Source organism: candidate division WOR-3 bacterium (genome assembly GCA_013177935.1).
Classification (GTDB): Bacteria; Hydrothermota; Tepidihabitantia; order Tepidihabitantales; family Tepidihabitantaceae; genus Tepidihabitans.
The window spans coordinates 107,847-132,802 of the sequence record JABLXZ010000002.1 but is presented as its reverse complement, the minus strand read 5'-3'; the positions used below and the strand labels follow the sequence as shown (position 1 = coordinate 132,802).

Here is a 24,956-nt window from a genome sequence, read left to right as displayed (position 1 = left end):
GCAATCACAGACATCTTTGATAAGGTAATCTTTAAGGAGGTAAGATGAAAATGAAGGTCTGGTACGGTCTGGTTTTGCTCGTGGTAGCGGCTGTACTGCTGGTATGTCACAAAGGCGAGGTGGTAGTTACTCCCATTGACAACCCAACTTTACCAGCCCGGGGGTTCTTTATGGGTGTGTTGCCTTCACCGGCACAGGGTCAGGATTTCAGCGCGGCATATCAACAGGCGGCAGAATATGCGGAGTTTGCCCCGGTCTGGGGCAGACCAACACCCTTTTACAATTTGGCGGCGGATTTGCAGGGCGATTGGGGTAACACCTTTGTCAAGGGTTATATCCGCGGGAACGAGATGTTTCCGCTTGTCCATCTGTCTTTTATTGACGCCGGAGTGACGCTGGCGACACCGCCCGGAATGAGCGGTGCAACTTTAAGCGACTCTGCCTGGCGCGCGGCTTACAAAAAGGCGGTACTGGATGTGGTACGGGCGGTGAAGCCACGTTATCTGTCGCTCGGTAATGAGGTCAACCGCTGGTATGAAAAGTACGGGCTGGACGGTGTCAATGGATTCCGCCATTATGTCACGCTCTACAACGAGATTTACGATGCGGTGAAAACGCTTTCACCCGAGACTGAGGTGTTCTGCACCTTTGCCCGGGAGATGGTTGCCGAAAATCGGGAGGCGGACCTTGCTGTTCTTTCTCTGTTTGCCCCGGAGAAACTGGACCTGCTCATTTTCACCAGTTACCCCTATGCGTTAGGCTGGGTTAGTCCGGAAAGCGTTCCGGACGATTACTATGCACGTGCCGCAGGGTACTTCCCGGGTAAACCGTTTGGCTTTTCGGAAGTCGCCTGGTCGTCTTTGCCGGCACTGGGGGGTGAAGAGGCGCAGGCGACGTTTCTCAACCAACTGGTAACCCGTTTGACCCAAGACCAGGGGCTGGATTTAAAACTCCTGGGCTGGGCATGGCTCCACGACTTAAGCGACCAGGACGGGAATGGGTTAATCAAAATTGACGGTGCCGAAAAGCAGGCATATCAGGTGTGGAAACAACTCTCAGGCCGGTAGCGGCTAATCTTCGGGTACGGTGCGGAGCTGCTGGAGAAACCCGGCAAGAAGTTCGGAATAGTTTGCGGTCTTGACTGCGGTCCGGTGAAAATGGGCAGTTGCCACCGGTTTTTTGCCCGACCACTCCTCAAGGGTTGAGAGGACCTTCTGTTCCCGCGGGTCGGCGGAAGTGCTGAAAAATGCCGCTCTGGGCAACTGGTTCTGGTACCGGTCAAGATAAACCTTAACCGGCAGTGGTGGACGACCGGCCCAGGTTGGTGCACCGATGATTACAAGGTCGTAGTCGCCAGGGTTAAACTTTAGCGGCTTTAAGGTCAAAGGTCTTTTCCGCAGGAAAAGCCCATACCAGAAAACCGAAAACAGACTTTTGTATTCGTTACACTTTATCTCTTCAAGGTCACCCTTTAGCGCTTCGGCTAAATCCCGGGCAACCTTAGCGGTAATGCCGCTCCAGGAAAAATAGACAACAAGACATTTCATAGTTCATTTTAGCCAGCATAAAGAGAGAGTCAAAAATCGGGCGTGTTGTTTATTATAGGTTTATTGAGAAAACAGTTTTAGATAGGCGCCGTAGCCAAGGCGGGTAAGTTCGTTCTTGGGAATGAGGCGTAAGGCGGCGGAGTTGATGCAGTAGCGGAAGCCGGTTGGGGTGTTGTCCGGAAAGAGATGGCCGAGATGGGAGTCGGCGTGCCGACTGCGCACTTCGGTTCGGGTCATGCCGTGGGATGTGTCGGTTCGGGTAGCGATGTTCTGTGGTTCTAAGGGCTGGGTGAAACTGGGCCAGCCGGTGCCGGAGTCAAATTTGTCAAGGGAAGAGAAGAGCGGTTCGCCCGAGACGATGTCAACATAAATGCCCGCCTCGTGGTTGTTCCAGTATTCGTTGTTGAAGGCGGGTTCGGTGCCGTTATGCTGGGTTACCTGATATGATAACGGGGAAAGGGCTGTTTTCAGACTCTCGGGCGCGGGTTTTTTGTAGCCGAGCCAGTACTGCTGCCGTTCCGGAAACAGGCGGAACTTTTCATAGCCCTGCCAGAATTTTTTGACCCCTTGTTCCCGACCCGATGCTTTGTGATAAGATTGAAACTGTGCCGGGCACTTTTTGTAGTACTTCTGGTGGTAATCTTCCGCAGGCCAGAACCTCTTTGCGGGCAGGATTTTTGTCTCGATGCGCGGGAAGATGCCGGCGTTAAGGAGCCGTGCCTTTGCCTCAAGGGCGAGTTGTTTCTGGGTTTCGTCGGTGTAGAAGATGGCGGTCTGGTACTGTTCGCCCCGGTCGTAGAACTGGCCACCGTCATCGGTCGGGTCGATGTTCTGGAAAAACACCTCAAGGAGCCTTTCGTAAGATAGGCTTGCCGGGTGATAGGTGATCTCAATCGCTTCGAAGTGGCCCGTGGTACCGCTGCACACCTCCTGATAGGTGGGGTTCTCTTTTGTGCCGCCGGTGTAGCCAACCCTGGTGCGCACCCCTAAAAAGGAGAAGGCGAACTCCATACACCAGAAGCAGCCACCGGCAAAGATTGCGGTCGCCATCCTTTTCCTCCCTTTTTATCGCTGCCCGTCGCTCAGCGGGATGTCCAGCAATTCAATCGGTATATGTTAAACCTTTTTGCCGAACCGGTCAAGATGTGCTAAACCGGTTCAACCTTCACTTTACCTTCTTCTCCAGCCGGAATGGCGATGAGAAAGCCCTTTTTCAGGTTGAACTGTTTGACATAGAAGCCGAACTCTTCTTTTTCTTCTTCAATATCCTCATCCTTTTTGTAAGTTGTCACTGTTGCCACTTCACCATCGGGAAAGGCGAATTCAAATTTATATTCGTCGACCTTGTGGCACTTGTAGAGGATGTCGTGACCTGTTCGGGTGAACTCAACGCCCCGGAGCCGAAGTTCAACCCCGATTGCGGCAGGAAACAGTTTTTCGGTATCTTCCCGGTAGACAAATTCTTTGCCGAAGTATTCAAACACCTCTTTCGCGGCAGATTCGAGGGTGGTTTGCAAAGATGTTGTTGACGGTTTTTGGGGTTTTACCACTTTGATGTTCAGACTCCGGTCCGGTTTGGGAACCGGCTCGAAAAGGACCTCATCATCGCCAAAACTCAAAACCGCACCCTGGTCAATGTTGAGTGAGACCATATAAACCTGTGCCTGGCGCCGATGCGATTCGGCGATTTTCTTAACCGCCTTCAGTTCCATTACGGTCTCTTTCTCGCCGGTTTTCGCCCAGAGCGGGTTGATGATTAAGTCGGCACGGCCCAAGCCCACGCTGTAGCCCTTGTAGAGGATTTCAAAGTTGCGCTGTCTTTCATAAGGAATCTGCCGGAGGCGCAACTCATGGGCAAGCGCCTCTTCGTAAACAGTTTCCTTGTAGCCCGACCCAAGGACTTTCAGAACCTCTTCGGCTGCCTGCTTGATGGTTTCATTTATATCATTCTTGCCTGCCATCTTTTAACCTCCGAAACCAATTAACTCCCGGGCCTTTTTCCCGGGAAGAAGTACTCAGCCCTATGTTAAACGCGGTTAACGCTACTTCCGCACCAGCGGATTGCCACGGGCATCTTTTAACTGGCCCGTGGCGATGAGAATCACATCAATCAGCCACCAGATTCCCAATCCACCGAGGGTGAGAAGTTTTAACACACCCAGGCCGATATAGCCAAGGAAGAACCGGTCCACGCCCAGTTGACCAAGAAAGATGGACAACAAAAGGGCGGTGAGCCAGTCTTTGCCTTCTGCCGGTTTAGTTTCAGCTGACACAATGCCTCCTTATTTTTGCGATAAGGATATAGAATCCGGCGTTGATGTCAAAATTGACCTTTATCGCCTCCGGTCGCTATTTCACAAACACCAGGCGCTCAGAATTAACCTCATCCCCGGTTTTTAACCGGACGATGTAAACCGCGGGCGTTAGGTCGGTATTATCAATGGTCAGTGTGTAATTTCCCGGGGTCTGATAGGTGTTAAGGAGCGAACGGCAAAGTCGGCCCGTTGCATCGTAGAGTGAGATTCCCACCGGTCCGGGCTGGTTAACCACATAGCAAATTTTTACCTGCTGCCGTGCTGGATTGGTTTCCAGTCGCAAGCCGTGGTCGATTAACTCCGGATTCTGGTTTTCCGCGACTCCGGTCCAGTCGCTGCGGTCAAAGTAGGCTATGCCGTAATCGGGCGAATAACTGGAATAGATGGCACCATAGGCGCCGTTGCCCAGGTATTCAACCGCCATCCGGACATCGCTGCGGGGCCGATATTCACCCCAGGTGACCGGTGTTGTCCATGAGCCGTGATAGTTGCGCCAGGTGAACTGCGGTCGCCGGGCAGACCCATCACCCCAGGCAAAAACAACCCCCTGGCCACCATCAGCACGGCTGGCGACATCCGGAATACAGGAGACCACGGTGGTGTCAATAGGGAAGCACCCTTCCGTCCATGTTTGCCCACCGTTATAAGAGGCGCGATACCGGCAGTAGTAGGAAGCCGCGGCACCGCTGAACTCATAAACCGCGAGCAGGGTGTCGTGGTAGGCGCCAATTGAGGTGAAGCGGGCGTTTGGTCCAACCCAATAAGTGCGCAATGGGTAGCGAGTTCCATTGTAGTCAATGCCATCAATCTGAAGACTATCACGGTTGGTGATATAACTTACCAGAGCATAATAATCGGAAAAGCCTTCGTTGGTGCAGGCATCAAGTCCGCGTTTGGCGTTGGTGACACCGGTGGTAATTTCGTGCCAGTTGACACCAGCGGTATCGCTGTAAAAGTAGCGGAGTTGACCGGAACTGGTAATTACCAGCAGGTTTAGCCAGTAGTTCTCAAAATCCTGGTCGCTTATCAGGGCAAGCTCTTTAATCGTATCGCCGGCAGGGAGGGTAAAAATAACAATCCAGCTATCCCCATTGTTGAATCCTATCTGCGCGCCGTCTGAGGTGCGGAATCTGCATAACCATACCTGACGGCTACTGTTAATGGTAAGACAAAAATAATATTTATCATCCAGAACTGTACCACCCACCGAGTTTATTTTTTGTGTATTCCCAAACCCAAGTTTGTAACTCCAGTTGCTGCCGTTATCGCTTGAGAAGTAAACCCCACCAAAATATGAGTTGTTAGCGAAATGAGCAGTCCCGGCGAAGAGATGTCCGCTCTGCCTGTGGATGTCAAGTTTAACATCATAAACCGAGTCGTGTTGACCGATGGGTACATCAACACCCCATCCGGATACGAGGTTAAAACCGCCGGTAACAAAAAGGGCTGATATGAGGACTAAAAAGGTGTTTTTCATACCTCCTCCTTTCTTGTTTTATTTCCTCCGGACCATTATCAGCCTTTACCTTTCATAACAGCCGATGTCAACCCCGTTGCCCTGAGGCCGGGGTTGGTTTTCAAGGTCAATAGCCGGTGCGCCTGAAGCGTCACCAGCATCGACCGCCGGGCTGTTACTGTTTAAATGATAGTCTCCTGCTTCACCCCAGGCGGTGTGGACAAAGAGCGGACTGCCGTAGATGTTGCCGGTTCCAATCTGGCTGACTTCAGCCGAAGTGTAAGTGGTGTCGCCCTTAATTAACAGCCGGTCATCTTGCGGCGCATAGAACAGGTTGTGGTGAATGTCGTAATTGACCGAATTAGCAAGCCAGAGCGCGGGCGCATTAGCGCCCCGGCTGACAAAGATGGTGTTGATAATGCGTAAAAATACCGGCACGGTGGGGTTGTCGTACTGGATATGCATCAGGTAGTTTTCGCCCAGAGAGTCGTCAACCGTGCAGTTGACGATTTCAAACCGGGCATTCTGGTTCTCGGTATGGATGACAAGCGGTGACCAGGGTGTGACAGTGTTGTTGCCATCGCCCCGGCCGTAAATCAAGGTGTTTACTACCCGGGAAGAGTCGCCCCACAGTTTCACCCCGTCGCAGGAGTTGTTGGCAACGAGGCACTCGTGGATGTAAGTGCGCTTTGCCTTAGAGTCCAGACCATCGCTGTAGTTATGGGTGGCGGTGGTATTGACAATCTCAATGGGACCCTCGGATGCCTCAATACCGAACCCATCGGGTCGGTCATAAGGACGGTTAGAGCCGTCGCCGCCCTGATAGTAATGACCGCTGTAGGACAGGTCGCAGTCTTTAATCAGGACATTGCGCCAGCCGCCCTGTGCGCCCGCCGGTCCGCCAAGGCAGCCAAAACCGCAGTAGGTAAACTGGCAGTTGATGATTTGTAAATCGTCGGCATCGCCGATGTCAATGCCAAACTCGTCAATATGGTGGACCTTGATGTCCTTAAGGACGATGTGGGCGACCGGACCATTGGTGCCGGTAAAAGCCTCGCGGAAATGCCGGCCATTGTTACTCGTGATTTCAAGGTTTTCAATCCGGAGGTACTGGCAGTTGGCGATGTCAAAGGCGGCGATGAGGTTATTTTCACCGGCGATTACCGGGGTGCGGCTGCGTTCCCGGGCAAACACCACTAAGGTGTCACCGGGCTGGAGTCGCGTCACCGCATAACTGAGCGTTTTAAAGGGCGCTTCAGCAGTGCCGGGGTTTGAATCGCTGCCGTCCGGCGCCACATAGTATTTACCGGTATGATTGCCGCCGATGATGGTTATCCATTCCTGAGCGGTACCTGAGGGTGGGGAAATGATGTCGGTATCCCGGCTTAATATGTAGTCGTAATCAGCCAGGGGTTCTGGTTCTTTACAACTAAAAATGGCAAGTATAACAAATAGGAACGCATTAGCTTTTTTCATTTAACCTCCTTAAATAAATTAAGCCAGCATCAAAACACCCCGGCGCCAGGAGATGTTTTTTTCCAAGGATTAGCGCATCCCGCAGGCAGAATGCCCAATGAGGAAATTGATGCCCCTGATTGTAAAAAACGCCCTATTCGTCAATAAAATTTTATGCCCGGCAGATGTGCTGTCAAGTTTTTAAATCAATGGCGCAGTAGCAAGACTTTACCGGTTGAATTGGCTGTGCCCGCCTTCAGCTGGATAAAGTAGATACCCGGGTCAAGCGGTTTGCCGGAATTGTCTCGGCCGTTCCAGATAACCGGTCTGGTTCCAGACCGGGCAGGGATAAAAATGTCTCTAACTACCTGCCCGACAGGGTCATAAATAGTTAACCAAACCGGCTCATTTCTGGTGCTGAAGTTAATTGCCGTCTGGTTAATAAACGGGTTGGGAGTTACGGTTAATCGCACCGGCTGATTGCCGCTGCGGTCTTCGATACCAATTAATGTATCCGGTAATTCCATAGTCCGGGCATTGGCCTTGATGAGGAGCGCATCCTCTTGTTCGGCACCAAAGTTTTGGGTCCTTCCCGTGATGTATAAATGGTCACCGAATTTAACGATATCGTGAACAATGTCATCCTGACGCCCACCCCAGGTCCTGCAACCAAGTAATTCGCCGCTTGAGTTATATTTCACCAATACTATGTCTGTAGCACCGCCACCATAACTGGCAGTATTGCCACAGATATAAACGACACTATCGCCATCAGCCAGAATTGCCCGTCCCCACTCACTATTTGGACCACCCCAGCGCCTTTCCCAGAGCTTCTGACCGGTGCGGGTGTACTTCACCAGAATCAGGTCCAGTTGACCGAAAATAGATGGTTCGGTGTCGGTATAACCAAAGCAATACAGAAAAGAGTCGCTGCTCATCTCCAGTCCGAAGAAGTTGTCGTCGAGATGATACCCATCCCAGATTGAATCCCAGAGATAGGTGCCACTATCTTTGGAAAAGGCAATTAAGATGGCGTTGCCACTCGAGTCAAGCGTGCCGAGATGTGAGGCGAGGTAGATGTTGTTAGCGTCCAGTGCCAGATGACCATTGGCACCTTCCAGACCAGGTCCGCCCCAGGTGCTACTCCACAGGAGAGTGCCGCTGCGGTTGAGTTTCTGGACAACGATGTCATTGTTCCACAGGGACGGTGTGGTCCAGCCCGAGAGATAAATCACATCCCCTTCCACGCCGATGCCATCAACCTCCTCATATCCTCGTGCCTGGTCCCAGATATACTGCCATTCCGGGACAAAGGTATCCTGGTCGCGGCGCAGTGATAAAAGCAGCAAATCGGTACTAATCTTTTCAATTCTGCCCCCGATATAAAGATTGGGCTCTTCAAGCACGGCAATGAATGCAACCCGATTTCTTGATGTATCGCTCAGCGGTTGACTGCGCCACAGTTGCCTGCCGGTAGAGTCAACGATGTAAAGAAAGATGTCATTATGGGTGGCGCGGGGTTGCCATTCGGTTGTTGCCCAGTAAACCCTGCCGCTACTATCAACGGTAACCGCCCAGGCATCATCAAGACTATCAGCACCCCGGCGAAGATACCACAAATTGGCAAAAACCGGTGCCACCATTAGCACCAGACCGAGCAAAACCGCTCCGCAACTTATTTTCACATTTCCTCCTTACTTAACCGCCCACCTTTTTCAGCCGCTCCTGCACGGCATTGCTTGTTAGCTCCTTGATTGCATCCCGGGCAATCCATCTGGCACTCTTAGATTCAATCTTTTCAACCTCCCTTGCCGTTTTTAGTGCCTTCTCATTCAGGTAAATACTTCTTTTACCAATCTGCCTTAACGCCCAGTTCACCGCCTTCTTCACAAAATTTCTATTATCCGTTGCCTCCCTTTTGATAGCGGGCAGAAACCGCTCAAACGCCTCATCCTTTGCCGTCTTATCCTTGAACGCCAGCCACGCCATCAAGGCAAAACCTGCCCGCTTAACAAACTCCTCATCACGCCGGCTCCACTCCTGCGCCTTCTGATAGGCAAACTTGGTATAAATAAAAAGGTTCTGGCAGACCTGGTCACAGACCTCCCAGTCCGCAAAATCCTTAACCCGCTTCTCCATCTGGTCTTCAGTCACAAGTTCCGGCTCATCAACCATACCGGCAAGGATGCGCGTTTCCCGGTTATCTATTTTCCACAGTTCCTGCGCCAGTTTATGGTTCTTACCAATTTCCTTTGCCAGTCTTCTCAAATCGGGAATTGACACTCCGTAAGCCCGCTTCGTATTAATCCCGAATCGTGCCATTCCGGCAACCGCTTTCGGTTTGCCAAGCGCCCGCAACCGCTTTATGATTTCATTGCATTGCACTATTGCAGGATACCTGTCAATGGGTTAATGTCAAGTAGAGGTGGGTGCCATAAAGGCGCCATTCATTTTGGAATGGCTTTCTTGCCACAGCATGATTATTGACCTTCAAAGTATTCAAATGCATCGACAATATCGAGATACACGCCGTCAAATCCTGCATCAAGAATCTTTTTTAGATAGGAATTATCGTTTCCATAGATGATGCTCTGCCAATTCTTATCCCAGTACCGGACTTTATAGTTGCCAGGCCAATCCGGATTTTCCTCTACCAACCAGGCAGGTTGGTGTGTTTCCCATTCTGCCTCCCAATAATATCTGTAATCTTCTGCTTCGCCAATACTCATATAAGCAATTACCAGACGAACACCGCCATTAACCTTAACCTTCAATGATGCGATGTCGCCAGGATTTAGTTGCTCGGTGCCGTAGAAGAGGTCGATAATGACAACATCATAATCTGTGTTCTGGATTGCACTTAGAAATGCTGCCTTTGTAGGATAAGAGCCGGGGTTAATCAAATACAAAAAGTTCTTCGCTTCGGCTAGCGAAGTAATATTGTCAAGATTGGCATTGTAGGGAGTCGTCGGGTACGACGGAATGTTATCCAGTTCCCTATGTTCTGCCGCGAATGATATGTAGCCTCTAACTGCGTTCTGATTATAGGAGTCGTCCACAAACGATTGAGTCCAACAATAGTCAACGACTAAAACCCTTTTACCGTTATTCTTGGCAATATCAATAAAGGGTATCATATAGTTTCGTTCCGGCTGGGGTGTTGCCACATTATCTTCATCGTATCCGTAGAACAAATCCTCCCGCGCCAAACCATCAATAGCATTAAGATAATTCGTTGCTGGCGGTCCGGTTGGTTCTCCGTTTTCAGTTATCAGTTCTTGCCCATTCTGGGGAATGACAATGAAGTTAGGTTTTATTCCCTTTGCATAGGTACTAATATTCTGGATAAAATCGCGCATATCCTGCGTGTAGTTTCGGTTAGTGGAAGGTAGATTTATACATCCTGACATCAGGACTGTTGAAACAACCAAAATAGTGACCATTAATTTCTTCATAATATTGTTCTGCGCCAGTTTATGGTCCCTGCCGATTTCCTTCGCGAGTCTTCTTAAATCGGGGATTGACACCCCGTAAGCCCGCTTCGTATTAATCCCGAATCGTGCCATTCCGGCAACCGCTCGAGGATTGGCAAGCGACCGCAACCGCTTTACGATTTCATCACACCGCACTATTCCAGGATGCCTGTCAATGGGTTAATGTCAAGTGCAGGCAGGGGCTATTTAGGCGAATTTTTTGTAAAATCAATGTTATGCGAAGCAAATATTTGGGAATGTGCCGTAAGCACAACCTTTTTATGCTGTTTTATACGCCGTTAGGCATTCAAACGATACAATGAGTTTTTCATTCTTATGTAAATTCTAACTTTAGCTTTTCCCTAAGAAATGTCTCTAAAACGATAATTTCAATATTATCTTGGTCGGGAGAAGGTGATTCTGGCGTTAAATAGAACTTTGTTTCACCTCTATCTGTAGATGAGGTTATGATGCGAATGCCATCAATCCCCTTAACTCGGTTAAGCCCATCTTCAATCTTAAAACATATTACTTTATGAAGGTACATAAAGCAGTGATTGAAAGACCCCCTTAAAATATGTTTCAATTCTACATATTTATAACTTGGAAGTTCTGGAGGGTCGCTCTTCTTCCTTACTAAAAAATCAATTCCCTTATCGGTCCGATAATCTAATATTTCAAAGTCAAATAAGTCAGGGTTCACTGCCATTAACCTCATAATAAGTCCATATACCTCTGCTTCTGTCTTTGGTTCAAATAACGTTATATTTTTATAGACGCATTTCTTAAGTTTACTTAAATTTTTAATCCTTTTTGCAAATTCTTTCTTATCTTCCTCTAATTGCCGTTGTTTCTCTTCTTCCTCTATCAACCTTTCAATTTCTTTATATTCATCTGATTTTTGGATAATTTCTCTGTATATCTCTTTTGTGCGTTCTTTTACACTGGAAATAATGTCAGAAGGGGTATTATCAATAGTGCTTCTATTGGCTGTAAGTTCAAATTTATCACAATTTATAAATGCATGAAATCGGGACTTAATCCCGCGTGTTTCAATCCAACTTGTTATGTTTACAACAGGAATAAAATCCTTACATGCCCATAGACCATATCTGCTTTCTACTGTGTATTGGTCATAATGTAGTTTTGCCACCCTTCCTTTTGGAATGAGCATTTTGTTATAAGATCTTTTTGCCTCGTCTCCTTCAATATAAAATACTATTTGAAATGGAACATCAGGTTTTTGCTTGCCGGTTTCGTTTGATAGATATACCCTTTTGCAGATTAAGTCTATTTTGTCAACATCTTTTCCTTGATCTTGCAGGTCTGCTTGTTTTCCTGTCAAGTCATGTTGCTTATAACACTCTGGGGGAAAGACGTGCCCAAAAGGAATTTTTTCATAATAATCATTAGTATATACTTCATTCCCAATTTTCAGTTCTGGTTTAATTCGTTCGGTGTCAAACGATTTGAGATACACAATCTTATTGCTATAATTTTCTCTACCATAAAATTCAGACTCGATAGAACCATGTTTTGTAAACCAGAGTATATAATCCTTAATAGTGAGATGAGAAAGGTGAGCAGTAGGATTGGTTACATTTTTTATTATATCTAACATTTTAAAAAGTCAAGCAAGAGTATTAAGGACACAATACAGCCGTAAATGCGCTTAACGGAACAATTCCTTTTGACCCGTTGAGCCACATTTTAAGCACTTCCCCGAGCTAAAACCCTGGTTTGTGCACTTGCCCGGTTTACCCTGGTCACATCCAATATTCCCGCATTTCTTGCACCTGTAGAGCGTACTAGAACAGGTATGATTATCCCTTTTCCCCGGACAACTTGCCATGTTTATCACCTCCTTTCATGCATTTTGAAAATTTTTTATCCGCTGTTAGGCAGCGACTCATTATAGAATTTCTCCATAATCTACCTCAATCCCATCATCAATCTTAAGGAATTTTTGTTCTTTTACTGATGATGCTGATATCATTCCACTGTTCTTAGTATACCTCACATTTTAAAAAGTCAAGCAAGAGTATTGGGGGAACAAAGCCATCCTTAAATGCGCTTAACGGAACAATTCCTTTTGACCCGTTGAGCCACATTTTAAGCACTTCCCCGAGCTAAAACCCTGGTTTGTGCACTTGCCCGGTTTACCCTGGTCACATCCAATATTCCCGCATTTCTTGCACCTGTAGAGCGTACTAGAACAGGTATGATTATCCCTTTTCCCCGGACAACTTGCCATGTTTATCACCTCCTTTCATGCATTTTGAAAATTTTTTATCCGCTGTTAGGCAGCGACTCATTATAGAATTTCTCCATAATCTACCTCAATCCCATCATCAATCTTTTTGTAATAGATGATTTTGATGCCAATGTGTTCGGGTAATGATGCTTTAACATCATAGGTGTCGGGTTTTATTGATACAGGCACATCGCCAATGTAACCATCAATCCCTTTTGATTCCTCTTCCGGCTCTGCCAACCGGTAATCTGTTCCTTTTAACTCCGCGCCCTTTTTTAGTATCGCCTCCTGAAACCTTAATCCGGCAAAAGTTTTAACAATTACCAAATCGCGGACCCAGCGTTCAACCATTGTTCGGTCAATCCGGTCAAGTGAGTTTTTGATTTCCCTCAATTTCTGTAATATCTTTTCTGTAGCATTTCTGATTGCATCGGGTTTTTTCTCTAAATACCACTGTTCCCACTCGGAAAGTGTCTTCCCTTCAAACTCCTGGATAAGTTCACTCATCTGCCCGACAACTTTCGGCCGCGTTCCCTGGGCATACTGATTGGCTAAATTGATAAGTGGTGCGACATACTTAGGGAATTCGGGCGTTTCTATATCAAGATATTTTCTTATCTCTTCAACCGTGATTCTGACCTTCATATTGTGTTCTTTAACCCTTTCTGAAGAGTTAAGAATTTTGTCCGGTATTTATAATTAATTGTCGTATCCACATCAACCAGACCCTTTTTAATCAAATGGGCATTTAAGAAGGTCTTATTCTGCAAATAGAGATAACAAAGTAAGTTATTATTCTGGTCGTGCTTTACTTCGTCAAATTTCATAAAAACCTTTTGCCCTTTTGTCTTTTCTCTTATATATTGAATCGCCGCACCATTTTTACCCGGTTTCTCCTTCACACCAAGGAGTTGGATTTTTAATCCGTTGTTTAAAACCAATATCTCGGGCGAAACTATTTCTTTTACCGTATAATAGGTTTCGCGCTCAGGAGTGGTGTTATCAATCCTTGAACCGAACCTTAATTTTTTCGGGTCAATCTTCTTATCAAATCTTATAGGGTCCTTGAAGATGTAAGGCAACTTTTTAATCTCCTCTTTGAAATCTATATTTGGTTCATCCTGTTTGATAATTTCAAAGGTTGCATCCGGAAACATTGCCCTCTGCGTTATGCCCAGTTTTTCTTTTATTATCGGCAGGAACTCCTCATTTATCTCGTAGCCGATGGAATTTCTGTTGAGATTTTTGGCGGCTAAAGATGTCGTCCCGCTGCCAAGAAAAGGGTCAAGAACCGTATCGCCAACAAAACTGAACATCTTAATGAGCCGCTTGGGCAACTCTTCGGGGAACATCGCGAGGTGTTTGTCCTGCCTTTCGCCGGAAAATTTCCAGTGCCCGGTAAAATAGCGGCTCCATTCCTCTTCAGTCAACTTTGACATTTCCTTTATCTCCTTGCTGACTCTGGGCGGATTGCCGTATTTTTTAAAAATCAGGATGAACTCATAATCCAGTTTAATGATGCCATTTCTGGGATACGGATAAGAGCCCATCACCGTTGCGCCGCCGGTTGTGTGGCAGGTGGTCACCTTCTGCCAGATGATTGCTCCCATATAATCAAACCCGGCGCTCTCGCAGAACTTGATGATTTCGGTTCTTATGGGAATGACTTTGTATCTGCCGTAATAGACCGAACGGGCGAACTGGTCGCCAATGTTAATACACAATCGGCAGCCTTTGTGTAATACCCGATGGCACTCATTCCAGACCAGATTGAGGTTATTGATATAATCCTCATAACTGTCATTGAACCCTATCTGCTTGCCATTGCCATAATCCTTTAATTGCCAGTATGGGGGCGAGGTAACGATAAGATGAATTGATTCATCTTCAACCTCCTTCATCCATCGCGCATCACCGATGATTATCCGGTGCCAGGTCTTCATACATCACCTTAAGAGTTTGGCATACTCAAAGCCGCCGGTTTGCCAATTCAATCAACTTAATTTAACCCGGGTTATTTTTCTGTCAAGTTTATGCCGGGAGCACTAATTTTACTCAGCAATGTTGCAAGCGCTGGTCTTCAGCCGATAAGTTTTAATATCAAATCCTTGTTAAGAAGTTTGAGTTCATTCTTATCCTCAATAAATCTTTCGACATCTTTTTTGACCCTGGCAAAATCAACCCGTGCCAGCCTTGCCCTTAAAAAGTCATTGAAGTCTTCTTTATTTAAATTTATCCTTTTGTGTTCGGTCTGCTCAATCGCATTGTTGAGGAGTTCAAAATTGGGTAACACCTTTTTGCCCAGATACCAGATTAGGTCATAAAAGTCCCTGCCCTTGATATATTTTCTAAAAAAGCAGGCATGGAGTTTGGTGGCATAAAGCGAAGGGATGTCAAAATGGTTAACGGTGAAAACAAAATGTTTGTTCACCAGGGACAGTTCTGTTTGCCAGCCGCGGGGCGGGTTGGAATCGATTTCCAGTTTAATAGAAAGTTTTTGTCCCTTCTGGTGGGCTAACCCCAAAAGAAAGAGAATGTCTTTAAATTTTAACAGCGCCGAATGCACCGCGCCTTCGGTACTACTCTTAATATCTAAGGAAAATCCCGCCTTCGTCAATTCGTAAGCAACCTTTTCTAACAGGTTATCAAAATCATAGTCCTTTTTAGCGATGAGGGAGAAGTCAAGGTCTTCGGAAAACCGGCGCAAACCATATAACACTCGGAGCGCGGTCCCGCCGACAAAGGCGAGGTTTTTAAAATACCCTTTGTCATCAAGAATCTTTAACACAAGCAACTGTAAAAACTCCCTGGTGATATGAACCTTTTCCTCCCGGCGGGCAATACCGGCAATGCTTTTCTCAATTACCTCCAGCATCGGGCTAACCCCCTTTCTTCAGAAAAATTAAAAAATTTTTTAATACATCCATAACCGATTGATTTTCAAACCGTCGGGCATAAGCGACGAGTTTGCTCTTTTTCAGGATGCTCAGGTTTTGCAACCGATAGGACAGACTAAAAAAGTCCGGTTCTTTGCCCTTGAAATCCTCAAGGTTCAGGTAGATAAGGTCAAGCAGCGCCTTCTCGGGCTCGGCAATAAAAACCGGGAAGCGGTTTTCATCCTTTACTTCGGTAAAGCCAAAGAAAAGTTCGGGCTTCAGATGCTGATAGACAAAGGTGCCAAGGGGGTTAATAAATTTCGCGGTCTTTTTGGTCGTAACCGAAGTTACATCCGCGACCTTTTCCGGAATTAAGTCGTAAAAGCCCAAAGCGTAGGTTGTGCTCACATAAGAAGGTGAATACAGGGCATTAGCGAGAAATACTCTTGAGGGCTCAATCTTTCTATCGCCGGCATTCAGGATGTAAATTCCCCGCTTTAGCCTGATGATTAACCCCTTTTCCCGCCAGCCACTTAACTGGACCCGTAAAATTGGGGCTTTGCGGCTGAGGTTATCGATAATGGTTGAAGTGATGAGCGGAAAACCTCTTACCGCATCCTTAAACTCTGAATACTTCATTTCCGTAATTTATAAAAAATTATTACTTACAGAAATAACTATAATCCTAAAACCCGCCTTTGTAAAGTCAAAACAAAACGGGAAAATTCCAACCCGAATTGGATAACCTGGTGTATTCGGGAATGGGTTAAATAGCGGTTAGATTATTGCCAGGCGTTAAAATGCCGGCGGTGAGTTTTTGGGCCTTTCGAATTGGCAAGCGCCCGCAACCGCTTTACGATTTCATTACATCGCACAATTGTATTCTATGCGGAAATGGGTTAATGGCAAGTACAGGCTTTATTTTAAAATCATCATACGATGGAAGGAATTTAGCCCCGTGGCGAATTTAATATAACTCGGATAAATTTTGTTGTAAGGTTTTGTCCCCAATTATTTTAACCACAAACAACAATTTTTATTTACCCCCCGAAAGTCTTCCCATGTTAACCAACCTAATTTCTTGGATATATTTTGCCAATCAAAATTCTCTCTATGAGGTAAATCGTCTGCTAAAGAAGCGGGGTTGGTTTTATATTCATTGAATTTATATCCATACAAACGGCTTGAGGGATTTTCCTTGAAAAGTTTGGGCGTAATAAGGAGAAACAATGATTTCGAGGGATCTCTTTTATTCAAGGGGAATTTTTTGTTTCTATTCTTTTCTAACATGTCATCAATATTTCTTACAATTTGGTTGCGCATAGTGTCATAGGTAACATCGATGGAGATGTCTGACAATACTTTTGCTTCAATTATAACAGCAAATCCATTTTCTGAATTCAAAAGGATTGCATCAACATTTGTACGACCTTCAAGCTCTTTATCGTCATTAGCACATTCCAAAACGTAGGGAATAAAATGTCTTTTTTCGAGGTTCTTTCGCAACCATTCTTTATATGAACTCGGGGAGGGGAGCCCCGGTTCAAAAAATAAATGCAATTCTCCTTCAAAGCATTCATTCCATGAGTTTAATCCTTCAATTGGGGGTGTCTCACCATAACCTTTGCTAAAGATTTTGGTAAGTTCTTGGCTTCTGCTCTTACTATAAAAAACTGTCATCAGACATGCGGCGGTCCATAACCTTTCATTTTTTTCTATTTGGCGTGGCCCCCTCACCTGTCTCAAGTTCAATTTTTCTTCTGTGCACAATTAGCGGTGCACCATATCTTGTAATCTTCAATGCTCTTTTTATAATATTTTCTGAGAACGTTTTTGCTCGCAAGATGACATAACAAGTCTTCTTCTGTAAAGGGCATATATATTTCATGCAACTTATCCAAATAATCATACTTTTTTAATTCTTCTGGAATCATTTATTGCTCCTTTCATTTGTCTACCGCTTTTGACCTAACAGCTTTTTGCCTTTCTCCGCCCTGTCGCTGGCGGTACAATAAAGTTTTATGGCGTTACCAGTTCCTTATTCATATCGCCTTACTTTATTACATTATATTTTATCAAGAAAAATGAAAGCTTGGCGCGGCGGGAAGATAAGAGAGACCAAAAGGGGAGATTTAGAAACCCCGTTAACCCAAATCTACGGCGACGTAATAAGATGAATTTAGTAAAGCTTACTAAACACGGTGTTGCGCGCAAATTATCTCAATTCTTGTACCAGTTTGTTTTTAATTAAAGCTCTCCGTTCTTTAATAAACTTTTGATAATTACAGCTCATCCACAACTCTTCTTTTTGTGGTATTAAATGTCTTTTCAAATAATGCTCTTTATTATTTAAACTATTAATCCAATCCTTAAGTTCTTTGTTGCTTTTATTTCCTCTATTTGTCCCCCGGTCTAATAATTGTTTATTTGCGACTGTATTTATACCATCCGGTGAAAGCCCAATTTTTTCTAAAATTGCATATGGATGAATATGGTCAATGTCCTCTTCCCTAAATTTACTGCATCTTTCATAAATAATATACATAAGAAAAGAAAAATCATAAGAATCTAACTTATCCTCTCTAATGTTATCATCAAAACTTAAGGGGTAGTCAATATACATTTTAAACAATTTATCTACAGGAAATTCTTTATTTTTATGTTCTTTCATCACTTCTAATATTTTCCTTATCCCCGTTTTGTAAGCGGTCCAACCAGCCCCTCGCCTCCTAAAAACTCCATTAAGCAATGATAAGTAAATCCATTTATAAATAAGTTTATAGTCTTCATTGTCCTCCACATTATTAAAATAATCTTTTAAACTATCTATGTTAATTTCGGTTTTATGGAAAAGATGATATGCAATAAAATACAATGGTATCACAGATGGACGGTAATCTTTAAAAAAGTTATACAATCTAGAAGCTATTAAAAATTGCTTTGTCCCCCTGATAGAATTTAATATCCTATCTCTATTTTTTTGAATAAAATCGGAGTCTTGTTGTTCTACATCTAACAGCTCCTTTCTATGATTATCTTGCAAGATAAAGATTAATTTTATAATTTCATCCTGCCCCAAATTTAAATCGAGAAATTCATTAATGTCCTCGTATAAAAATTCTTCATTATCAGCAGTAAAACTTTTAAGCACAGACGCAATTAATTCTGAAGCATCTAATTTTGTGCCACTCTGATTGAGCCTTCTGAACAATTCTACCGTTTTTCTACGGTTATAATAAATATCTTTCTCGGTGTTTAATAAAACCTCACAAATTCCAATATTCTTGCAAGAAAAAAATTGTTGTGCGAAATTTTCAACATTTTTCTTAATACTTTCCTTCTCATCGTCGGTAAAATTTTCCTCATGATAATCATCAAAGATTTGCTGAACAACACGTTGATGTGGATTGCCGGCGCTCGCTAATTGACTATATAAATCCTTTACCCTATACCAAAAAGTTCTTCTGGTTCCATTTCCATCTGCAGCATCAACCCGACTTTTTAATTCCATATTTTTATCCAAAGCAAATTGTAGATAGAAATCATCTTTATCCCATTCGCTTAAAAGGTCAAAATATAGATATCTACTGTTATAACTACCTGTTAATCCGATATATATGGCATACAACCTTTGTTGCCCATCAATGACATAAGAAATATGTTTGGTTATTTTATCAACTCTCGTTGATAAAATATTCTTTCCTTCAACAAAATCTTTATCGAAGGGCCTGAACTCAAATAATGGCTTAGTACCTTTAATATCTTTTAAAGTCATAATCGCTCCAAAGGAATCTCCTTTTAAGATGGTATCAAAAAGGAGGGTGATATGCTCTTCATCCCATACTAATTTTCTCTGTATCACAGGCAAAACAAAATCTTCTTTTTCAATCAGTTCAATTACCTTACTAATTTCATGGTTTATCCAGTAGGCCATACAATTCTCCTTTTCTTATCTTAAATTTAGAGATTAAAACCCACTTACATAAGTGTGTCTCCCAAGCGGGATTTTGGCCGACTAAGCGAAACCGTATGTCCGCTCTTGGGTGCCGTTCGAATCATAGTTTAATCCCCGCTTTTGATGCTTTACTAATAAGGTAATTGACGAATGCAGAGCATGAAACTAACATAAATTTTGCATCTTCAAAATCGAGATTAGGTTCATCAACTAAAGCGTGGCGTATGCCATCCGCGTCGCTTGTGTATCCATATAAACTGCAAAATGCATTTTTCAGGGCAGGGTGTAAACTAACTTTGTCCTCTATTTTGTTTAATGCTTCTCCCAATGTTGCCTTTTCCTGTTTTGTTATTAGTTTACAAATGGCCTCTACCGCACTTATAGACTCTTTAACTGAATTTCTGTAATCGGGGGACTTTCTGTCTGCCAATTTATCCAAAGCACATTTTAAGTGTATATTAACTCCTTTTAGAGGCTCGGTAGCCTCCAATGCTTCTTCTATTTCAGTAATTTCTTCTTTGGATGTTATCTGCGTAATTTTTCCCCCAACGAAGCGATATGCTGACAACTCCCTTTCTAAAATGTTATTACAAGAATCTATAAATCTGGGGGTGACCTGGTTGTAGTCGTCGGGATAATTGTTAGCAACAAATTCTATGAAATCGTAAACTTCGTACCATTCGCAAGTAAAAAAATACTCCCTTATTTCCTTATAAGTATCCTTCTCATATTTGGGGAGAGTGTCAAGAGGGTATTTAAAATAATTGCACCATAGCCGTTTTGATAACGCTATAAAATTAGTTAGACGACGAATATCATCTAGGTTTCCCATATAAAAGCCAATTACGACGTTCCACAAACTATTTCTCAATTCCACATCCATAGAATCAACCTGCACTTTACTTTTAATGGGTTTTAGACCCTTTCGTTGAGAAAATAATCTCATAATAGTACCCCAAAATCTTGTTAAATTCCGCCTAACTCGTTCACATCCGAACTTGAGTTCGGACGTCCCTCATAGTCGCTGTTATTTGTCATTGGTTTGCCCCGCAAAATTGGTAGAAGGAATTTTGGCTCTTTTACTGCTATCATTCTATCTTCTTTTAGTTAGTATATGCAATATTTTTCAAAGTCAAGTACTGTACTGTTAATTACTATTTTTAAAGATGGTTGTTTTATTCAAATCCGGCGCATTTTCTGTCACTTACGCCCTTGTTTCCCGAGGATTTTTTCGATGATTTCGGAGCGCGTGGTGTATTCGGGGTAGCGGGTGTAGACATAGCGTAAAAGTTGGGTTAAGGGGAGGGAGGCAAAGGTGGTTTTGACAATCTGGAGTCCAGGGAGCAGGTTTTTGTTCTTGCGGGGCGCGGTTTGGGCTAATAGGCGGGCAAGTTGTCTGCCTTTTGGGGTGAGGTTGAAGGCGAGGTTGATGGCGTCGAGGCGTTCAGCGGTGGTGATGCCGGAGTTGAGGGTGGCGATGAATGAGGCGAAGTCGCGGTCAAGGTTGATGACCGGCACACCTTCGGGGTCAAGGGGATAGGCGGTGATGATGCCGAGGTCGGTGAGAATTTTCAGGTCGGTGTAGAGTTCCGGGGTGAATGGTCCGAGTTTGTAGGGGACAAAGCGGTAGGGGTTTTTGATGATGGTGTCAAGGCTAAGTTCCTGAAATGCGATGAAGAGGAGTTTGGTGATGCGGGTGATGCCGAGGATGGGTTCGCACAGTTTGCCGGTGGCGCCGCGGATGTAGAGGAGCAAAAGGATGATGTCTTTGCGGTCGGCGAGGCGGACTGTGCCGGCGCGGGTTTTGAGTTGCTCGATGCGGCGGCGGTAACCCTTGAGGTCTTTGGTGGCGAGTTTTTCCTGGAGTTTCTGCCAGAGTTGGTTTTCGTCAATCCGGTTGAGGTGAGAGTCAATCTCCTGCCGGAGCAGGTTGAGGAGGAACAGGACTTGTTTATCTTCCATACTTTTCCCTCCGGAGACGCTGCTGGCGCATCTTTTGCAGTTTTTTGATGCCGCGGTTGATGCGCATCGCCGCGGCGTTTTCCGGGATGCCAAGGGTGCGGGCGACTTCGGGCAGTTTTAAGCCGAGGATGTGGCGCAGGGTGATTGCCTCGCGCTGGGTCCGGGGCAGGCGTTTTAAGTCCTGATACAGGTGTTTGATTTCGTCCGCGGTTTCAAAGCGGGCTTCAAGGGGCGGGGTCGCGAACTGGTGTTCCGGGCAGGTTTCAATCGGGACCGTGGCCAGGCTGCGTTTGCGGCTGCGGTGATGTTTGCGGATGCGGTTTAAGGCAACCTGGTAAACATAGGTGGAGAGTTTTGACTCGCCGCGGAACCTTTTTATGCCCCGGGCAAGGTCCTCAAAGGTCTCAATCGCACAGTCTTCGGCTTCCGCGGTGTCGGAGAGGTGGATTAAGGCAAGCGCCATCACCGGTCGCCAAAAGGTGTGGAACAGTTTTTCAAAGGCACCGGGTTTTTCCGCTTTGAGTTCGGCAACGAGGTCAGCCTGTTCATCTCGCACCGGTAGAGGATATTCTGCCATTTTTGGTCGTCAAGGTAAGAGGGCACGGACATTTTGTTCAATCTTTTCGAGGACGGTTTCGTTTAAGCCCTGTTTTGCCCAGTACTGACGCAGGGTTTTTATCTGCTGGTCACCGGTTTTGCCCGAGTAGCGCCGGGCGGTTGCCCAGACTTTTCTGCCATAGGTGAGGTAGTGAACAAAAAATAGGGAGGGGATGTTTTCGGTGGCGAGCACGGTTCTCACCTTCTGGTCAACAAGGGCAATCTGGCTCTGGGCGATGGTATAGTTGTCAATCATCTGTTTTATCGTTTCTTCGGGCAGGACCCCTGCCATCCTGAGGACAATTTTTCTCCGGTAGCGTTCAATGACATCTTTTGTTTTGCGCATCGGTTTCTCCTTTTTGGTTCTGACCGTTTAGAGCCGATTTTGTAAAGAAATTAACGCATTAGTTTCGTGTGCTACTGGTATTTTGGGTATAAGTTTCTTATTTGTATGTGGTTATGATGTTAAAGATAACTTCCAAAACGGTGTCGGGAACGGGCGAGGGGACCGTTTCCGGGGTTGTTTGACAGGTGGGTCTTGTGTTTATATAATATCGGACAAGGGCGATTAGCTCAGTTGGCGAGAGCGCCTCCCTTACAAGGAGGAGGTCACCTGTTCAATTCAGGTATCGCCCATTGGGGGTTTTGTGGTCGCCGGTTTGTGAATCTCTTGCCTGAGTTGTGATGTCTAATAGAATCAGGGGGTCGGGATGGGAAGTGGTGGTTTTAGTAAGTTACATATTTTCAATGTGAAGTGGTATTATAAAAAGGAGGAACAGTATGAAGATTAAACCGTTACAGGACCGCATCCTTGTGGAGCGGGTTGAAGAAGAGGTGAAGAAGGGCGGTATCATTATCCCGGATACCGCGAAGGAAAAGCCGCAGCAGGGGAAGGTGATTGCGGTTGGACCGGGCAGGATTGATGAGAAGGGAAACCGGATTCCGATGGAGGTGAAGAAGGGCGACTACATCCTGTTCGGGAAGTATTCGGGCAATGAGATTCGGATTGACGACAATGAGTATTTGATTATGCGCGAGGACGATGTCCTGGCGATTATTGAGAAGGAAAAATAACCCGGAGGTATGAAAAATGGCAGCGAAAGATTTACGGTTTGAAGAAGATGCAAGACGCGCAATTTTGCGCGGTGCCGAGAAACTGGCTCATGCGGTCAAGGTTACCCTTGGTCCGCGGGGTCACAATGTTTTGATTGAGAAGAAGTGGGGCGCGCCGACCGTGACCAAGGACGGTGTGACGGTTGCCAAGGAGATTGAACTGGAAGACAAGTTTGAGAATATGGGCGCGCAGATGATTAAAGAGGTGGCGTCCAAGACCTCGGATGTGGCGGGTGATGGCACGACCACGGCAACGGTTCTGGCTGAGGCAATCTACCGCGAGGGTTTGAAGAATGTGACTGCGGGTGCGAACTCGATGGCGTTGAAGCGGGGTATTGACAAGGCGGTTGAGGCGGCGGTTGCGGAACTGAAGCGGATTTCCAAGAAGGCGACGGGCCGCGAGGAGATTGAGCGGGTGGCGACGATTTCGGCAAACAACGATAAGGAAATCGGGAAGTTGATTGCCGATGCGATGGAGAAGGTGGGCAAAGAGGGCGTGATTACCGTGGAAGAGGCGAAGTCGGTGGAGACGACGCTTGAGGTGGTTGAGGGTATGCAGTTTGACCGCGGCTACCTGTCGCCTTACTTTGCCTTAGAGCCCGGAACAACCTCGCCCCAGAATCAGAAGATGGAGGCGATTCTTGAGGATGCGTTTGTCCTTTTGTACGAGAAGAAGATTTCTTCGATGCGCGACCTTTTGCCGATTCTCGAGAAGGTGGCGCAGCGGGGCAAGCCCATCCTCGTGATTGCCGAAGAGGTTGAGGGCGAGGCGCTTGCCGGTCTGGTGGTGAACCACATCAAGGGCACGCTGCGCTGCTGCGCGGTGAAGGCACCGGGCTATGGTGACCGGCGCCGGGCGATGCTTGAGGATATTGCGGTCCTGACCGGCGGTCGCCTGATTTCCGAGGACCTGGGTATCAAACTGGAGAACATCCAGATTTCGGACCTCGGCATTGCCAAGCGTGTGGTGATTGACAAGGAGAATACGACGATTGTTGAGGGTGCGGGCAAGAAGGCGGACATCCAGGCGCGCATTGAGCAGATTCGCAAGCAGATTGAGGAGACAAAGTCGGATTACGACCGGGAGAAGTTGCAGGAGCGGCTGGCGAAACTTGCGGGTGGTGTTGCGGTGATCAATGTTGGTGCGGCAACTGAGGTCGAGATGAAGGCAAAGAAGGCGCTGGTTGAGGATGCGCTGCATGCGACCCGCGCCGCGGTGGAAGAGGGCGTGGTGCCGGGCGGCGGTGTCGCGCTGGTGCGCTGCATTCCGGCGGTCGAGAAACTGAAACTGGAAGGCGACGAGTTGATTGGCGCGAACATTGTCAAGCGGGCGCTTGAGGAGCCAATCCGGCAACTGGCGGAGAACGCCGGGGTTGACGGTTCCATCGTGTTCAACCGGGTCAAGGAGGAGAAGGCGAACTTCGGGTTCAACTGCGAGACGCTTGAGTACGGCGATATGTTTGAGATGGGTATCATTGACCCGACCAAGGTGACCCGGGTGGCGCTGCAGAATGCGGCGAGCGTTGCCGGTTTGATGATTACGACCGAGTGCGCCATCGCCGAGTTGCCCGAGAAGGAGAAGACACCACCGATGCCAGGCGGTGGCTACGGCGGTGAGTACTAATTAAGCGGTGACGGGGGCGGGAGGTTTCCCGCCCCCAAAACCGGAGTAAAGTATGCCAACCTACGAATACCACTGCCGCAAGTGCGGAAATAAGTTCAGCCAGTTTCAGAAAATCACCGAGCCGGCATTGAAAAACTGCCCGAAGTGTCAGGGGAAAAATTGTGTTGAGCGGCTGATTTCCGGGGGCAGCGGGCTGATTTTTAAGGGCTCGGGGTTCTATATTACCGACTATAAAAATAAGAGTTCAGCGGGTGAAAAGAAGCCGGAAAAGGGCGGCGAGAAGAAGCAAGGGGCGAGTGACAACACCCCCTGAAGGTCCCGCTAAAAAA

General features: G+C 46.2%; 25 protein-coding genes and 1 tRNA gene. 5 read left to right on the top strand and 21 right to left on the bottom strand.

Annotated elements, in window-relative coordinates:
* The first annotated feature begins 44 nt into the window (after positions 1 to 44).
* On the top strand, positions 45 to 1,067 hold the full coding sequence (locus HPY86_03845) for a hypothetical protein (protein ID NPV14048.1): 1,023 nt from the start codon (positions 45 to 47) through the stop codon (positions 1,065 to 1,067).
* A 3-nt stretch (positions 1,068 to 1,070) separates the two neighbouring features.
* Here HPY86_03845 and HPY86_03840 read toward each other — a convergent pair whose 3' ends face one another.
* The 21 genes from HPY86_03840 to HPY86_03740 form a co-directional block, all read right to left on the bottom strand.
* Positions 1,071 to 1,547: a hypothetical protein gene (locus HPY86_03840; GenBank protein NPV14047.1), complete on the bottom strand. Its 477-nt coding sequence runs from the start codon at positions 1,545 to 1,547 to the stop codon at positions 1,071 to 1,073.
* A gap of 60 nt (positions 1,548 to 1,607) precedes the next feature.
* Positions 1,608 to 2,597 (bottom strand): peptide-methionine (R)-S-oxide reductase MsrB, encoded by a 990-nt coding sequence (gene msrB, locus HPY86_03835; GenBank protein NPV14046.1) that lies wholly within the window; start codon positions 2,595 to 2,597, stop codon positions 1,608 to 1,610.
* A 98-nt stretch (positions 2,598 to 2,695) separates the two neighbouring features.
* Positions 2,696 to 3,508: a GxxExxY protein gene (locus tag HPY86_03830; GenBank protein NPV14045.1), complete on the bottom strand. Its 813-nt coding sequence runs from the start codon at positions 3,506 to 3,508 to the stop codon at positions 2,696 to 2,698.
* Between the two features lie 81 nt (positions 3,509 to 3,589).
* Complete coding sequence (locus tag HPY86_03825; protein ID NPV14044.1) at positions 3,590 to 3,823, bottom strand: TM2 domain-containing protein; 234 nt, start codon at positions 3,821 to 3,823, stop codon at positions 3,590 to 3,592.
* A gap of 73 nt (positions 3,824 to 3,896) precedes the next feature.
* A complete protein-coding gene (locus HPY86_03820) occupies positions 3,897 to 5,339 on the bottom strand; it encodes a T9SS type A sorting domain-containing protein (protein ID NPV14043.1) in 1,443 nt (480 codons plus the stop codon).
* Between the two features lie 45 nt (positions 5,340 to 5,384).
* Complete coding sequence (locus HPY86_03815; protein ID NPV14042.1) at positions 5,385 to 6,794, bottom strand: right-handed parallel beta-helix repeat-containing protein; 1,410 nt, start codon at positions 6,792 to 6,794, stop codon at positions 5,385 to 5,387.
* A gap of 185 nt (positions 6,795 to 6,979) precedes the next feature.
* Positions 6,980 to 8,458, bottom strand: a complete 1,479-nt coding sequence (locus HPY86_03810; protein ID NPV14041.1) for a T9SS type A sorting domain-containing protein — start codon at positions 8,456 to 8,458, stop codon at positions 6,980 to 6,982.
* Between the two features lie 13 nt (positions 8,459 to 8,471).
* Complete coding sequence (locus HPY86_03805) at positions 8,472 to 9,158, bottom strand: DNA alkylation repair protein (protein ID NPV14040.1); 687 nt, start codon at positions 9,156 to 9,158, stop codon at positions 8,472 to 8,474.
* Between the two features lie 95 nt (positions 9,159 to 9,253).
* A complete protein-coding gene (locus tag HPY86_03800; GenBank protein ID NPV14039.1) occupies positions 9,254 to 10,402 on the bottom strand; it encodes a hypothetical protein in 1,149 nt (382 codons plus the stop codon).
* 178 nt (positions 10,403 to 10,580) lie between these two features.
* The gene (locus HPY86_03795) at positions 10,581 to 11,867 is read right to left on the bottom strand and encodes a hypothetical protein (GenBank protein NPV14038.1); all 1,287 of its coding nucleotides are present in this window, start codon (positions 11,865 to 11,867) and stop codon (positions 10,581 to 10,583) included.
* Between the two features lie 693 nt (positions 11,868 to 12,560).
* Complete coding sequence (locus HPY86_03790) at positions 12,561 to 13,145, bottom strand: MjaI family restriction endonuclease (protein ID NPV14037.1); 585 nt, start codon at positions 13,143 to 13,145, stop codon at positions 12,561 to 12,563.
* Complete coding sequence (locus HPY86_03785; GenBank protein ID NPV14036.1) at positions 13,142 to 14,443, bottom strand: site-specific DNA-methyltransferase; 1,302 nt, start codon at positions 14,441 to 14,443, stop codon at positions 13,142 to 13,144. Before HPY86_03785 ends, HPY86_03790 begins: the two co-directional genes overlap by 4 nt.
* A gap of 137 nt (positions 14,444 to 14,580) precedes the next feature.
* The gene (locus tag HPY86_03780; protein ID NPV14035.1) at positions 14,581 to 15,375 is read right to left on the bottom strand and encodes a nucleotidyl transferase AbiEii/AbiGii toxin family protein; all 795 of its coding nucleotides are present in this window, start codon (positions 15,373 to 15,375) and stop codon (positions 14,581 to 14,583) included.
* Between the two features lie 4 nt (positions 15,376 to 15,379).
* Positions 15,380 to 16,015, bottom strand: a complete 636-nt coding sequence (locus HPY86_03775) for a hypothetical protein (GenBank protein ID NPV14034.1) — start codon at positions 16,013 to 16,015, stop codon at positions 15,380 to 15,382.
* Between the two features lie 372 nt (positions 16,016 to 16,387).
* Positions 16,388 to 17,128 (bottom strand): hypothetical protein, encoded by a 741-nt coding sequence (locus tag HPY86_03770; protein ID NPV14033.1) that lies wholly within the window; start codon positions 17,126 to 17,128, stop codon positions 16,388 to 16,390.
* Positions 17,125 to 17,310 carry a hypothetical protein gene (locus tag HPY86_03765; GenBank protein NPV14032.1) on the bottom strand — a complete coding sequence of 62 codons (186 nt, stop codon included), beginning with the start codon at positions 17,308 to 17,310 and terminating at the stop codon, positions 17,125 to 17,127. Before HPY86_03765 ends, HPY86_03770 begins: the two co-directional genes overlap by 4 nt.
* Positions 17,311 to 17,591: 281 nt before the next feature.
* Entirely contained in the window at positions 17,592 to 19,310 is a 1,719-nt protein-coding gene (locus tag HPY86_03760) for a DUF262 domain-containing protein (GenBank protein NPV14031.1), read from the bottom strand.
* 121 nt (positions 19,311 to 19,431) lie between these two features.
* Entirely contained in the window at positions 19,432 to 20,277 is an 846-nt protein-coding gene (locus HPY86_03755) for a hypothetical protein (protein NPV14030.1), read from the bottom strand.
* A gap of 254 nt (positions 20,278 to 20,531) precedes the next feature.
* Entirely contained in the window at positions 20,532 to 21,293 is a 762-nt protein-coding gene (locus HPY86_03750) for a hypothetical protein (GenBank protein NPV14029.1), read from the bottom strand.
* Positions 21,283 to 21,870 (bottom strand): sigma-70 family RNA polymerase sigma factor, encoded by a 588-nt coding sequence (locus tag HPY86_03745; GenBank protein ID NPV14028.1) that lies wholly within the window; start codon positions 21,868 to 21,870, stop codon positions 21,283 to 21,285. The genes HPY86_03750 and HPY86_03745 overlap by 11 nt, the downstream gene beginning before the upstream one ends.
* 9 nt (positions 21,871 to 21,879) lie before the next feature.
* Complete coding sequence (locus HPY86_03740) at positions 21,880 to 22,236, bottom strand: hypothetical protein (protein NPV14027.1); 357 nt, start codon at positions 22,234 to 22,236, stop codon at positions 21,880 to 21,882.
* 216 nt (positions 22,237 to 22,452) lie between these two features.
* Here HPY86_03740 and HPY86_03735 point away from each other — a divergent pair.
* From HPY86_03735 to HPY86_03720, 4 genes are all read left to right on the top strand, one after another.
* Positions 22,453 to 22,526, top strand: a tRNA-Val gene (locus tag HPY86_03735).
* A gap of 144 nt (positions 22,527 to 22,670) precedes the next feature.
* Positions 22,671 to 22,964 carry a co-chaperone GroES gene (groES, locus tag HPY86_03730; protein NPV14026.1) on the top strand — a complete coding sequence of 98 codons (294 nt, stop codon included), beginning with the start codon at positions 22,671 to 22,673 and terminating at the stop codon, positions 22,962 to 22,964.
* Positions 22,965 to 22,980: 16 nt separating this feature from the next.
* Complete coding sequence (gene groL, locus HPY86_03725) at positions 22,981 to 24,627, top strand: chaperonin GroEL (protein ID NPV14025.1); 1,647 nt, start codon at positions 22,981 to 22,983, stop codon at positions 24,625 to 24,627.
* A 52-nt stretch (positions 24,628 to 24,679) separates the two neighbouring features.
* Positions 24,680 to 24,940 carry a zinc ribbon domain-containing protein gene (locus tag HPY86_03720; GenBank protein NPV14024.1) on the top strand — a complete coding sequence of 87 codons (261 nt, stop codon included), beginning with the start codon at positions 24,680 to 24,682 and terminating at the stop codon, positions 24,938 to 24,940.
* The last annotated feature ends 16 nt before the right edge of the window (positions 24,941 to 24,956 follow it).